This window comes from Streptomyces sp. R28 (assembly GCF_041052385.1).
In the GTDB taxonomy this organism is placed as follows: domain Bacteria; phylum Actinomycetota; class Actinomycetes; order Streptomycetales; family Streptomycetaceae; genus Streptomyces.
On sequence record NZ_CP163439.1, the window covers coordinates 9918902 to 9931894 of the forward strand.

A 12993-nucleotide genomic window follows, 5' to 3' on the forward strand; every position below is an offset into this window, starting at 1 on the left:
GAGGACCCCGTTCGTCGGGGTGAACGTAAGCGCCGACGTTCAAAGGAGAACCGCGCTATGCCGCTCGTGGTGGTCGGGATCAGTGTTCTGGTCCTGCTCGTGCTGATGACCAAGCTCAGGCTGAACGGCTTCGCCGCCCTGCTCCTGGTGGCCGTGGGTGTGGGCCTGGTGCAGGGGATCGGGCTGGAGAAGATCCCGGACGTCCTCGCCGAGGGCATCGGCGACCAGATCGGCGACACCATGCTCACCATCGGGCTCGGTGCCATGGTCGGCCGGGTGATGGGGGACTCCGGCGCAGCCCAGCGGATCGCCGGCCGGCTCCTCGATCTGTGCGGGCCGCGCTGGGTGCAGGTGGCCATGGTGCTGACGGCCATGCTCATCGGCGTCACGATGTTCTACGAGGTGGCCTTCGTGATCATCGTGCCGATCGCGTTCACCCTCGTCCGGGTCACCCGGTCGAACCTGCTGTGGGTGGGGCTGCCCATGTCGATCGCCCTGTCCACGATGCACAGCTTCCTGCCGCCCCACCCCGGCCCCACCGCGGTGGCCGCCACCTTCCACGCCTCCGTCGGACTCACCCTGTTCTACGGCCTGTTCATCGCCGTACCGGTCGGCGCGTTCATCGCCCTGCTGTGGCCGCGTCTGCCCTTCGTCCGGGCGATGAGCCCCGAGGTCCCCAAGGGCCTGGTGAGCGAGCGCGTCTTCGAAGACGAGGAGATGCCCGGCCTCGGCTGGTCGCTGTCCGTGGCCCTGCTGCCCGTGGTGCTGATCGCAGGGGCCGCGGTGACCGACCTGGCCGCCTCCGGCGACAGCGGCCTGCTGCACTTCATCGCCTTCATCGGCTCCGCCCCGATCGCCCTGCTGCTCACCCTGCTCGTGGCGATCTGGGCGTTCGGTCCGCGCATCGGCCGCAGCCTGGCCGAGGTCAGCGCCTCGTGCAAGGAGGCCGCCCAGGCGATGGCGATGATCCTGCTCGTCATCGGCGCGGGCGGAGCCTTCAAGAACGTCCTGGTCGAAGGCGGGATATCGGACTACATCAAGGATGCGACCGACGGCTGGTCCATCTCCCCGATCCTCCTCGCCTGGCTGATCGCCGCCGTCCTCCGCGTGGCCCTCGGCTCCGCGACGGTCGCCGTCGTCACGGCGTCCGGGGTGGCGCTGCCCCTGCTCGCGGGCAGCGGCGTCCACCCCGAGGTGATGGTCCTCGCCGTGTCCTGCGGTTCGATCGCCTTCTCCCACGTCAACGACCCGGGATTCTGGATGTTCAAGGAGTACTTCAACCTGTCCGTCCTGGACGCGATCAAGGCACGCACGACGTACACGACCGTCCTCGCGATCCTCGGTCTGGGTGGCGTACTGGTGCTGGAACAAGTCCTGGACGCCCTGAACATCTGACCCGCTCCGCTCCTCCGCTCCTCCGCACCCCGTCGTCACTCACGAGAAGGGCACCGGCCCCGCAATGAGCCAACCCGTCGTCACGAAGTTCGCCGTCCATCCGGTCGCCGGCCGCGACTCCATGCTGCTCAACCTCTCCGGCGCGCACGCCCCGTACTTCACCCGCAACGTCGTCGTCATCGAGGACTCCGAAGGGCGTACGGGCCTCGGCGAGGTGCCGGGCGGGGAGAAGATCACGCGGACCCTGCGCGACGCCGAGTCCCTGGTCGTCGGCGCGCGGGTGGGCGACTACAAGCGCGTCCTGCGCGCGATCGAGGCGACCTTCGCCGACCGTGACGCGGGCGGTCGCGGCGCCCAGACCTTCGACCTGCGGACGACGGTCCACGCGGTCACCGCCGTCGAGTCGGCCCTTTTGGACCTGCTCGGGCAGCACCTCGAGGTCCCGGTCGCCGCCCTGCTGGGCGACGGCAGACAGCGCGACTCCGTGCGGGTCCTCGGCTACCTCTTCTACGTCGGGGACCCGGCCCGGACCGACCTGGACTACGTCCGCGAATCCGACTCGGACGTCGAGTGGTACCGGATCCGGCACGAGGAGGCGCTGACCCCCGAGGCGATCGTCCGGCAGGCCGAGGCCACCTACGACCACTACGGCTTCCGCGACTTCAAGCTCAAGGGCGGCGTCCTGGCAGGCTCGGAGGAGGTCAAGGCCGTCACCGCGCTCAAGGAGCGCTTCCCCGAGGCGCGGATCACCCTCGACCCCAACGGCGCCTGGTCCCTGCGCGAGGCCGTCGAGCTGTGCCGTCCCCTCCTCGGCACGCTCGCCTACGCCGAGGACCCTTGCGGTGCGGAGGGCGGCTACTCGGGCCGCGAGATCCTCGCGGAGTTCCGCCGGGCCACCGGGCTGCCCACGGCCACCAACATGATCGCCACGGACTGGCGCCAGCTGGCCCATGCCCTGGCCCTGCAGTCGGTGTCCATCCCGCTCGCCGACCCGCACTTCTGGACCATGCAGGGCTCGGTGCGCGTCGCCCAGCTGTGCAACGCCATGGGACTGACCTGGGGTTGTCACTCCAACAACCACTTCGACATCTCGCTGGCGATGATGGCGCACTGCGGAGCGGCGGCCCCGGGGGAGTACAACGCTCTGGACACGCACTGGATCTGGCAGGAGGGACGGGAACGGCTGACCGTCGAGCCACCGAGGATCACCGGCGGCGAGGTCGCGGTGCCGGACACGCCCGGACTGGGGGTCCGGCTGGACCGGGACCGGCTTCTGGCGGCGCAGGAGCTGTACGAGGAGAAGGCGCTGTCGGGCCGGGACGACGCCGTCGGGATGCGGTACCTGATCGACGGCTGGACCTTCGACGCGAAGCGTCCCTGTCTGGTGCGCTGAGCCGGGCTTCGGGGCCGCCCCCGTCAGGGTGTCAGAGGGCGAAGACGCGGCGGGCGTTGCCGTACAGGAACAGCTCCCGCGTCTCCTCGTCCAGGTTGAGGACGTCCAGGTGCTCCAGGGCCCGACTCGGCGTGATCATGGGGTAGTTGGAGCCGAACAGCACCTTGTGACGGCCCCGGCCGCGCAGATACTCCACCAGTTCCGGCGGATAGCGGCGGACGGTGTAGGCGCTGGTGTCGATGTACACGTTCTCGTGCTTGTCGGCGACCGCGATCATCTCCGTCGTCCACGGGTGGCTGATGTGCCCGCACACGATCGCCAGCTCGGGGAAGTCCAGCGCGACCTGGTCGATGTACGGGATGGGCCGCCCGGTCTCCGACGGCCGCAGCGGGCCCGTGTGCCCGACCTGGGTGCAGAAGGGCACGCCGAGGTCCACGCAGGCCCAGCTCGGCGCACTGTTCGCGGTCCGCGACGAGCCGGGCATCACCCAGCAGCAGCTGGCCCGCACCCTGGGCCTGCGCGAGTCCGCCGTCACCGGACTGGTCGGCCGGCTCACCGCGGCCGATCTGGTCGACAAGCGGGCGAATCCGCGCGAACACCGGGCGGTGGTGCTGGAGTTGACCGGCGACGGGGCCGCCGCGCTCGATGCCGCGCAGCCGGAGGTCGACCGGTTCAACGCCGAGGCACGGACGCTGCTCGGCGAAGACGGATTCACGCAGGCCGCGGTGGCGATGCGTGCCCTGGCGCACTGGGAGTCCCCCTGACGGGGACGTAGGCCGGGCCTTTGTGTCGTCCGCTTCCGTCCGGCTGCCGTTCCGGACCGCCGCCACTATCGTGAGGCCATGTACTCGACGCGGGTCTCCCGGCACGTCAACGCCTCACGCACGGCCGTGTACCGGGCTCTGCTGGACGCGGACGCCATCGCCAAGTGGCGGGTGCCGGACGGGATGACCGGGCATGTGCACGAGTTCGACGGCCGGGAAGGCGGGGCGTTCCGGGTCTCGCTCACCTACGACATGCCGACCGGCACGGGCAAGTCGGACGCGCACACCGACACGTACCACGGGCACTTCGTGAAGCTCGTGCCCGACGAGCAGGTCGTCGAGGAGGTCGAGTTCGAGACCGACGACCCCGCGCTGCGCGGCACGATGAGGATGACCACCACCCTCACCGACGCGGACGGCGGCGGCACGGACGTCCTCGTGGCGCACGAGGGGATCCCCGACGCCGTCCCCGCCGAGGACAACGAGACCGGTACGCGGATGGCGCTGGCCAACCTCGCCCGGCTGGTCGAGCCCGGTACGCGGTGACCGCTTTCGGAAAGCTGATCGGCAACTTCTGAGCGCTCGGCGGCGGCTGTCGGCCGAGGGGGCTTCCCGCTGCCTCCCCAATGCCGAACGAGAGTCACTGCATGGGCACCAAAGCGACGTCGCGCCGGCGCCGAGCCCAGCGAGACCGGCAGCGGCCCGGACGGCACGCACTGCCGTTGCCGCTCGTCGGACGTCACGTATACGTGATCTTTGCCTGGGGTTCGCCGGGCGTACGAAAGCGCTCGCTTTCATAGGTGTGTATGGACACCGAACTGCTGTCAGGGCTGCGCGTCGACTACACCGATCAGGACGATCCCGTGCTGATCCGGCCGGACGGCAGCCCGGTGGACACCTGGCGTGAGAACTACCCGTACCGGCAGCGCATGGAGCGCCCGGAGTACGAGTGGCACAAGCGGCTGCAGCAGATCGAACTGCTGAAGCTGCAGAGCTGGATCAAGGAGACCGGCCGGCGTCTCGTCATCGTCTTCGAAGGGCGGGACGCGGCCGGAAAGGGCGGCACCATCAAGCGCTTCACGGAGCACCTCAACCCGCGCGGCGCCCGGGTGGTGGCGCTGGAGAAGCCGACCGAGCGCGAGCGCGGCCAGTGGTACTTCCAGCGCTACGTCGAGCATCTGCCGACCGCCGGCGAGATCGTCCTGCTCGACCGGTCCTGGTACAACCGGGCCGGTGTGGAGCGCGTGATGGGCTTCTGCACGGACGACGAGTACCGGCGCTTCATGCGGCAGACGCCCGCGTTCGAGCGGATGCTGGTGGACGACGGCGTCGACCTGATCAAGTTCTGGTTCTCGGTGTCCCAGGGCGAGCAGCGCACCCGGTTCACCATCCGCCAGGTCGATCCCGTACGGCAGTGGAAGCTCAGCCCCATGGACCTGGCGTCGCTGGACCGCTGGGAGGACTACACCGCCGCCAAGGTCGCCATGTTCCGCGAGACGGACACCGAGCACGCGCCCTGGACGGTGGTGAAGAGCAACGACAAGAAGCGGGCCCGCGTCGAGGCCATGCGCAGCGTGCTGGCCCGCTTCGACTACACCGGCAAGGACGAGGAGGTCGTCGGCACCGCCGATCCCCGGATCGTCGGCGCGGCCGCGGGCCTGCTGGAGGCGGGCGAGGACGACTCCGAGCAGGCGGGGAGCTGACAACTCCCCCTAGCCGCGGGGCAGCACCGTGACGCGACGGAAGTTACACGCGTTCCCTGCTGGGCGACCGGCAGGGGAGGGACGGCTCTGATGGGCCTTGAGCGCGGCGCTGACCAGGCTCATCAGCAGATCCACGTCCGTGTCGCAGTCGAGATGGACGGTCACCCAGCCCGAGCCGGGGACCAGCCGGATCGCGGTCGACTCCTGGAGATCGTCGTGGAGCCGCTGGATGGCCGACACCGTCAGATGCAGGTCCACGTCCCGGTCGGAGTGGAAGTGCACGATCTCGCTCTGGACGGAGCGCAAGGCCCGCCCTGCGCCGCAATGGGCCGGGCCCGAGCTGAGGTCGGGCCAGACTTCCAGTCGTTCCATGGCGCGTTGGGCCGGTGTCATGACCCCATAGTCACCCGATCACCGCGCCGCAACCAGAGGTTGAGCAATTCGTAACCGGGGCGTGAGGTGTCTGACAGGGGCCCGCGGCCGGCCGTGAGCACGTCGCCTAGTCCGGCGGCGTCGGTGTGTCGTGCGTGCGGTACATCGCCTGCACGTCCAGCTCCAGCTGGACCGTGGGACCCACGACCGCGATCCCGCGGGCCAGCATGGTGCGCCAGTTCAGGGTGAAGTCCTCCCGGTGCAGCTCCGCCTTGGCCAGCGCCGCGCACCGCAGCTCCTCGCCGTAGCCACCGTTGACCGACCCCAGATAGGTGGTGTCCAGCTCCACCGAGCGGCTCACCCCGTGCATGGTGAGCGAGCCGTGCAGGGTCCACTTGGCGCCGCCGCGGTAGCCGAACCGGGTGCTGGTGAAGTCGATGTACGGGTACCGCTCGACGTTCAGGAAGTCGCCCGAACGCAGATGGTTGTCCCGGGTGTTGTTGCCCGTGGTGATGCTGGAGGCGTCGATGCGCACCGACACCTGGGACTCGGCCATGTCGGGCGCCACCCGGATGCCGCCCGTGAACCGCTCGAAGCGGCCGTGGACATGGGCCATGCCGACGTGCTTGGCGATGAACCGGATCGCCGTGTGCGGCGGGTCGAACAGCCAGGTGCCGGGCGCGGGCAGTTCCAGCTGCCGGGCCGACGTCAGCTGGACGCGGGCGGCGGGCGGTGGCGGACCGGCGACGACGTCCACGGTCTCCCGGTGCGGTGTCAGGCCCTCGGCCGTGACCATGAGGCTGTAGTGGCCCGGGGGCAGCGCGGCGAAGAAGAGGCCGTACGGGTCCGTCGTACCGGACGCCGCGACCTGGTGCGACTCCAGTGCGGTCACGGTCACGTCGGCGCCGCGCATCGGCAGCCCCACCGGGTCCACGACCTCGCGGCCCACGACACCCGCACCGGCCGGCACGGGCAACGGGACACCTGGCGCCCCTCGGGAGCGTCGACTCCCTCGGGAGTTTCGACTCCAGAGCAGACCGAGGGGCATGGCAATCACCTTTCTTCCGGCGTGAGGGGGGATCTTCGAGCGGGTGTGGGGGGCAGGTCAGTGGGCGGCCGCGGTCGGCGGTGCGCCCTCGTACGCCGCGCGCAGCAGGGCGAGCACGCCGTCGGCCGTGACCGGGCGGGGGTTGGCGTACGCCTGGCCCGCGCTCTGTGCGGCGGCGGTCGCCAAGTCGGCTTCGCCGAGACCCAGTTCGGCGAGGGAGCGGGGCGCGCCGAGGCGTCCGGCCAGTTCCCACAGGGCGGTCGGCGCATCGGACGCGTCCAGGGCGCGGGCCACCGCCGCGACCGCGGCCGGGGCGGCGGGCGCGTTGTGGGCCAGGACGTACGGCAGCACCACCGTGTGCGTCTCGGCGTGCGGCAGCCCGAAGGTGCCGCCCAGGACGTGGCAGAGCTTGTGGTGCAGGCCCATGGTGGTGGTGCCCAGACAGGACCCGCACAGCCAGGCCCCGTACAGCGCGCGACCGCGGGCCTGAAGGGACGTCGGCTCCTCGGCCACCTGCGCAAGCGCCCACGCCATCGCCCGTACGCCCTCCTCGGCCATCAGCGCGATCAGGGGCGAGGTGTCGGGGGCGTACAGGGCCTCGACGGCGTGCGCGACGGCGTTGATCCCGCTGGTCACGGAGAGCGGTACGGGCAGGGACAGGGTGAGCTCGGGGTCGTAGACGACGCTGCGGGGCAGCACCTTCGGGTCGCGGCCGGTGCGCTTGACGCCGTGCTCGGTCAGGCCCCAGACCGGGGTCATCTCCGAGCCGGAGTAGGTGGACGGCACCGCGATCAGCGGCAGGCCGGTGCGCAGCGCGATCGCCTTGCCCAGCCCGATCGAGGAGCCGCCGCCGACCGCCACGCACCCATCGGCCCCGGCCGCGCGAGCCGCCTGCACGGCCACGTCGGCGACCTCGACGGGCACGTGCATCCGGGCCCGGTCGTGCACCCCGACGCACACCGGGCCGAGCGCGTCCGCGACCGCCCGCGCGGTGTCCGCGCCCCGCGTCCCGCACACCACGAGCACCCGCCGCAGCCCGAGCCGCCCCGCCTCGTCCGGCGTCGCGGACACCGCCGCGCCGGGCCGGAAGACGACCCGCACGGGCCGGGCCTCGTAGGTGAAGTCGAGGGCGTCCTTCACGCGCGCTCCAGTACGAGGTCGAAGCGGGCGTGCCGGAAGGGGTTCGCCACGCCGAACTCCCGTGCCGCCGACGGGTCGTCGACCGGGGCGAAGTCGGTGACGAGGCCAGGCTTGACGGCGAACACCGCGTCCGAGTCCAGGTAGTCGCTCCCCGCCACGAAGATGTGCGTGGTCACCGGGGCGTGTCCCTCGGCCGAGGCGATGAAGTGGATGTGCGCGGGCCGGTAGGGGTGCCGTCCGGTGGCCCGCAGCAGCCCGCCGACCGGTCCGTCCGTCGGGATGGGGTACGGGCTCGGCACACACGTACGGAACCAGAACCGTCCCTCGTCGTCCGTGGTGAACAGGCCGCGCCCGTTGCCCGGCGGCTGTACGTCCGGCTGCTGCACGTCGTAGAAGCCGTTCCCGTCGGCCTGCCACACGTCGACGACCGCGCCGGGCAGCGGGCCGCCGTCCCGGGACCGCACCCGCCCGCTCACCACGCACGGCTCGCCGCCGCCCACCAGGTCGATGTCCGCGCCGAGCTCGCGCACCGGCGACTCGGTCATGTGGAAGGGGCCCAGCACGGTCGACTCGGTGGCGCCGGGGCCCTGTCGCTCGTTGATGGTCTCCACGAGCATCGACAGCCCGAGCACGTCCGAGAGCAGGATGAATTCCTGCCGGGTGTCCGTGCAGGCCTGCCCGGTCGCCGTCAGGAAGCCGATCGCCCGCTCCCACTCCTCCTGCGTCAGCCGCGTCTCGCGCGCGAAGGCGTGCAGATGCCGGACCAGCCCCGTCAGCAGCTCCCGCAGCCGAGGATCGTCCGTGCCCCGCAGACTGGCGACCACCTCGTCCGTGACCGTCGTGTCGTCGCCGCCCATGCCGGCTCCTTCCTGGGCGCTCATCTCAACCGTGCCCGAGAATCCGCCGCAGCGCCCCCGTGAGCAACCGTTCGGCGTCCTCGGCCGCGTCGGTGTGCCGGAACGCCACATAGCCGTCGGGGCGTACGAGAAGGGCGCCGCCGTCGGAGATCTCGCTCAGTTCCGCCCAGTCGCCGTACGGGTCCTCGTACTCCTGGCCCGGTCCGACGACGACCGTGGCGATGTCGAGGGGCTGGGCCGCGGCGGCCCGCAGCCACACCTCGCCGCCGATGCCGGTGAGCAGCGTGAAGCGGCCCTTGCCGACGGTGTCGAGGGTGGACAGCGTCCGGGTCCCGGAGGTGATCCAGGCGTGCGGGAGCTTGGCGCCGGGGTGGGAGGTGGGCTGGTGGTGCAGTTCGGGGTCGCGGGTGAAGCCGGGGTCGGGCGTGCCGTCGGGGACGACCGCGGCGGAGGCGTAGCGCTGGTTGAGGTCGACGCCGTGCGCGTTGAACTCGTACACCTTGAAGGCGATCGCCTCGCGCAGCGCGGCCCGCTGCTTGGCGGCCGCCTCGGTGGCGTCCTTGCGGGCGGCGATGTTGGCCCACAGCTGCTCGGGCGTCTGCGGCGAGAGCCCGTCGAGCGCCTCGAAGATCGGTGCGGTCTCGGCGATGGACTTGTTGGCGCGGGTCACGATCTGCTTGCCGACCGGCGCGCGCTCCACGGTGTAGGTGTCGAGGAGTGCGGGAGTGGCGACGCCGTCGAGGACGAGCTTCAGCTTCCAGGCCAGGTTGTAGGAGTCCTGGATGGAGGTGTTGGAGCCGAGCCCGTTGGACGGCGGGTGGCGGTGCACGGCGTCACCGGCGCAGAAGACACGGCCGCGCGCGTACGTCTCGGCGTACATCTCGTTGACCGTCCACGCCGAGGACGACTTGATGGTCACCGGTATCTCGTCGTCGCCGACCAGCTGCCGTACGACGGACAGGGCGTACTCCTCGGTGAGGTCGGGGGCGCCCGCGCTCACGTCGTAGCCCCAGACGATCAGCCACTCGTTCCAGGGGCGCACGCAACGGACCAGCCCCGCGCCGATACCGCCGACCGTGGCGCCGGGCGCCAGCACCCAGTAGAGGGTGGAGGGCCGGTGCGCGGTGTACTTGCTCAGATCCGCGTCGAAGACGATGTTGATGCTGCCCGCGACACCCATCTGGCCGCCCATCGGCAGCCCGGCGTCCTCGGCGACCTTGGACCGGCCGCCGTCGGCGCCGATCAGGTACCTGGCACGGATGGTGTACTCGTCGCCGCGCAGCCGGTCCTCGACCGTGACCGTGACGCCGGCGTCGTCCTGGACGAAGGACTTGTAGACCGTGCTGAAGCGGAAGTCGGTGCCGCGGGCGATCGCCGCGTTCACCAGCACCGGCTCCATCAGGTGCTGCGGCATGTCGCACATGCGGGTCGGACTGGCCAGGTCGTGCGCCGCCTGCACGAGTGGGTCGTTGCCCCAGGAACGCACCCGGCCGAGCTCCTCACCGGCCAGGCTGGTGCAGAAGGTCGTGTTGCCCATCAGGTGCTGCGGCGTCGCCTTGGCGATCACCTCGTCCTCCACACCCAGGTCGCGCAGCACCTCCATGGTGCGCTGGTTGGTGATGTGCGCGCGGGGTGTGTCGGCGAGGCTCCCGTACCGGGTGACGACCATGTTGCGCACGCCGTAGGTGCTCAGGGCCAGCGCGGCCGACGCGCCCGCCGGGCCGCTGCCCACGATCAGTACGTCGGTCTCGACAACGGTGTGCACGACAGAACGCTCCAGGAGATGAGGCACGAGAACGGGCCGGAGACGAGAACGGACTCCGGCCTTTCAAGATCATGGAGCGGCCCGGCCGGTTGTGGGTGTCTCAATACGAGACAGCCCGCTGTCACCCCCTGCCCGAGGCCCCCGATACGGTGAACAGCGCCATGACCACCGCCGAACATCCTCCTGCCCTCGCCCCCCTCCGCCATGCGCGCGAACGGTTCCTGACGGGCCGCCCGCTCCCGGAGGGCGTACCGGACGACGTCGTCGCGGCCTGGCGACGCGCCCGTTTCTTCGGGGTACGGCCCGATCTCGAAGGCCCGGCACGGGAGTCGGCCCACCCCGTCGACTCGCCCCTGCTGGAGGCGGCGCGTCCGGTGCTCACCCGTATCGCCCAGGCCTTGGACGCCGGACGGTCGGCGCTCGTGCTCACCGACGAGCGGCTGAGGGTGCTGTGGTCGGTCGGCAGCGCGCCCGGCGACGACACGTGCCGCGACCTCTCCGAGCGGCGGGTCGGCCCCAACAGTGCCGCGCTCGCCCTGCGCACCCGGCGCCGGGCCGAGGTGCACGGGCCCGAGCACTTCCTCGACGTGTGGCAGGACGTCTCCGCGGTCAGTGTGCCGCTGCTCTCCCCGGAGACCGGACAGGGGCTCGGCACCGTGACGGTCGCCTCCGGCCTGTGCGCCGGCTGCCGTCCGCACCCCGGCGCCGCCCTCGCCGAGGCGGCCGCCACGGCGGTGGAGGCGGAACTGCGGGCACGCGCGCGTACCGCGGAACGGGCACTGCTCGACGCGTACGAGCGGGCCGCGCGGGGGCGCGAGCGGGCGGTCGTCGCGCTGGACGGCCGTAACCGCATGGTCAGCGAGGCGGCGGCACGCCTTGCCTCGCCCCAGGTGCTGGAGGCGTTGGAGCGGGGCGCGCGGGAGTGGGGGAGGGGAACGGGAAGCGGGAGGGCGGCCGGTGAGCCGTACGAGATCGCGCTGCCCGAGGACGCCGGGTGCACCGTCGAGATCACTCCGGTACGGCATGAGGGCCGCGCGCTCGGCCTGGTCGCCGTGCTCGCACCGCGTCACGTGGAGTCGGCGCCGTCGCTGCCGCGTCCCGGGAGTGCGTCGGTGGGGAGGTCGGTGCCGTGGCGGCATGCGGTCGCACAGGTGACGGCCTTGGCGCGTACCGCGGGACCCCTGCTCGTCGTGGGCGAACGGGGAACGGGCAAGACCACGCTCGCCCTGGAACTGCTCGACGGCACGGCCCCGTTGGTCGTGGACGCCGCCGAATCACCCGACCTCGGCCTCAAGGACGAGATGGGGGTCCCCCCGGCCGAAGGCCGGGGGACGGGCGGCGACCGCCCGCTGCTCCTGCGCCACGCCGAACGGCTGGCCCAGCGGGACGTCGCCGCCCTCAACTCCCTCCTCGACGAACGCCCCGACGCCCACCTGGTCGTCACCTACACTCCCGGCCCTGCCCCGGGCCCCTGCCTGCAGCGCCTCCTCGACACCCTCGCGGCCCGCTCGGTGACCCTCCCCGCCCTGCGGGAACGCCCCGAGGACATCAGGGAGTTGCTCCCCGCCCTCGCGCCCGCTCCGGCCCCCGGCAGCCCGCCGCTGACCTGGACGCTGGACGCGCTGCGGGCCCTGGAGCAGCACCCCTGGCCCGGGAACGTCACCGAACTCGCCCACCTCGTACGGGCGTTGGCGGGTCAGCGGCGTGCCTGCGGGCCGGTGCGGCGCGGTGAACTGCCGGACCCCGTCCGGGAGGGACCCGCGGGACGCAACCTCAGTCCGATGGAGCTCGCTGAGCGGGCCGCGATCCTGGAGGCGCTGCGCCGCCACGGCGGCAACAAGGCGCGCGCCGCGGCGGCGTTGGGGATCGCCCGGGCCACTCTCTACCGCAAGCTGCGGGGGTACCAGGGGCAGGATGCCTCGCTCACCCAGAAGCTGTCCTGATCGCCCCGCAGCCTTGACCACCTCGAAGCCCTGGGGGCCTCAGCGCGCCCCCGTCCAGTTGTGCGCCACGTCGACCACGACCCGGTCGGCCGCCACCGACACCCGGAACGGCAGTCGTGCCCGGACGCCGAGTCCGATCTGTGTGTCCCCTTCGAAGCTGCCGGCGAACCGTGCGTCCCGGAAGGTGCGGTAGCCCGTGAGATCCACGCCCTTCAGGCGCTGACCGGCCCGCACGGGATACGTGGGCTCGCCGGTGTCGGGGTCGTAGGCGGGGGCGGCCACCCGCACCTCGAGGACGGCTCCGCCGCCGACGGGGATGTAGTTGCCCGAGCCGTCCTGGTAGAGGCGGCTGACGTACCTGACGGAATAGCCGAGGCCGTTGGTGCTCGCGCCGGGGACGTCGACGACCATGCGGTCGAAGCAGGCGTGCCGGCCGGTCCTGATGTTCGTCACCGACTCCGACGTCGCGGCGGAGCGGGTCTTGGCCAGACTGCCCCAGCCGGTGGGGCAGGCCGTGGTCTGGGTGGTGGTGGCCGTCGTGGCGTCGGCCGGGACCGCCGCCACACCCAGCGTGGCGGCCATGAGCGCGACTGTCGTCGCCCACGCGGTTCTG

The 12993-nt window shown here is 71.7% G+C and carries 12 protein-coding genes and 1 pseudogene; 6 read left to right on the forward strand and 7 right to left on the reverse strand.

Features of this window, described 5'->3' with window-relative positions; translation table 11 throughout:
* Window positions 1-54: 54 nt before the first annotated feature.
* Together AB5J49_RS43550 and AB5J49_RS43555 are read left to right on the forward strand one after the other, a co-directional pair.
* Window positions 55-1395: pseudogene (locus AB5J49_RS43550) on the forward strand (gluconate:H+ symporter); the annotation flags it as partial.
* Window positions 1396-1459: 64 nt separating this feature from the next.
* Window positions 1460-2788 carry an enolase C-terminal domain-like protein gene (locus tag AB5J49_RS43555; protein ID WP_369174402.1) on the forward strand — a complete coding sequence of 443 codons (1329 nt, stop codon included), beginning with the start codon at window positions 1460-1462 and terminating at the stop codon, window positions 2786-2788.
* Between the two features lie 31 nt (window positions 2789-2819).
* Here AB5J49_RS43555 and AB5J49_RS43560 read toward each other — a convergent pair whose 3' ends face one another.
* Entirely contained in the window at window positions 2820-3212 is a 393-nt protein-coding gene (locus AB5J49_RS43560) for an amidohydrolase family protein (protein ID WP_369174403.1), read from the reverse strand.
* Between AB5J49_RS43560 and AB5J49_RS43565 the strand changes: the two genes are divergently transcribed.
* From AB5J49_RS43565 to ppk2, 3 genes are all read left to right on the forward strand, one after another.
* The gene (locus AB5J49_RS43565; protein ID WP_369174404.1) at window positions 3199-3552 is read left to right on the forward strand and encodes a MarR family winged helix-turn-helix transcriptional regulator; all 354 of its coding nucleotides are present in this window, start codon (window positions 3199-3201) and stop codon (window positions 3550-3552) included. The two genes, AB5J49_RS43560 and AB5J49_RS43565, sit on opposite strands and share 14 nt — an antisense overlap.
* A gap of 78 nt (window positions 3553-3630) precedes the next feature.
* Complete coding sequence (locus AB5J49_RS43570) at window positions 3631-4098, forward strand: SRPBCC domain-containing protein (protein WP_369174405.1); 468 nt, start codon at window positions 3631-3633, stop codon at window positions 4096-4098.
* 260 nt (window positions 4099-4358) lie between these two features.
* Complete coding sequence (ppk2, locus tag AB5J49_RS43575; protein WP_369174406.1) at window positions 4359-5255, forward strand: polyphosphate kinase 2; 897 nt, start codon at window positions 4359-4361, stop codon at window positions 5253-5255.
* A 9-nt stretch (window positions 5256-5264) separates the two neighbouring features.
* Here the strand turns inward: ppk2 and AB5J49_RS43580 are convergent, their stop codons facing one another.
* From AB5J49_RS43580 to AB5J49_RS43600, 5 genes are all read right to left on the reverse strand, one after another.
* Complete coding sequence (locus AB5J49_RS43580) at window positions 5265-5648, reverse strand: luciferase family protein (protein ID WP_369174407.1); 384 nt, start codon at window positions 5646-5648, stop codon at window positions 5265-5267.
* Window positions 5649-5754: 106 nt separating this feature from the next.
* Window positions 5755-6675, reverse strand: coding sequence for a YceI family protein (locus AB5J49_RS43585; RefSeq protein WP_369174408.1), 921 nt, complete (start codon window positions 6673-6675; stop codon window positions 5755-5757).
* 57 nt (window positions 6676-6732) lie between these two features.
* Window positions 6733-7815, reverse strand: coding sequence for a maleylacetate reductase (locus AB5J49_RS43590; RefSeq protein ID WP_369174409.1), 1083 nt, complete (start codon window positions 7813-7815; stop codon window positions 6733-6735).
* Window positions 7812-8672 (reverse strand): intradiol ring-cleavage dioxygenase, encoded by an 861-nt coding sequence (locus AB5J49_RS43595; RefSeq protein WP_369174410.1) that lies wholly within the window; start codon window positions 8670-8672, stop codon window positions 7812-7814. Before AB5J49_RS43595 ends, AB5J49_RS43590 begins: the two co-directional genes overlap by 4 nt.
* Window positions 8673-8697: 25 nt before the next feature.
* On the reverse strand, window positions 8698-10437 hold the full coding sequence (locus AB5J49_RS43600; RefSeq protein WP_369174411.1) for an FAD-dependent oxidoreductase: 1740 nt from the start codon (window positions 10435-10437) through the stop codon (window positions 8698-8700).
* Window positions 10438-10598: 161 nt separating this feature from the next.
* On the opposite strand from AB5J49_RS43600, the gene AB5J49_RS43605 reads away from it, so the two are divergent.
* On the forward strand, window positions 10599-12380 hold the full coding sequence (locus tag AB5J49_RS43605) for a helix-turn-helix domain-containing protein (RefSeq protein WP_369174412.1): 1782 nt from the start codon (window positions 10599-10601) through the stop codon (window positions 12378-12380).
* Window positions 12381-12419: 39 nt separating this feature from the next.
* Here AB5J49_RS43605 and AB5J49_RS43610 read toward each other — a convergent pair whose 3' ends face one another.
* The gene (locus AB5J49_RS43610; RefSeq protein ID WP_369174413.1) at window positions 12420-12962 is read right to left on the reverse strand and encodes a hypothetical protein; all 543 of its coding nucleotides are present in this window, start codon (window positions 12960-12962) and stop codon (window positions 12420-12422) included.
* Window positions 12963-12993 lie beyond the last annotated feature (31 nt).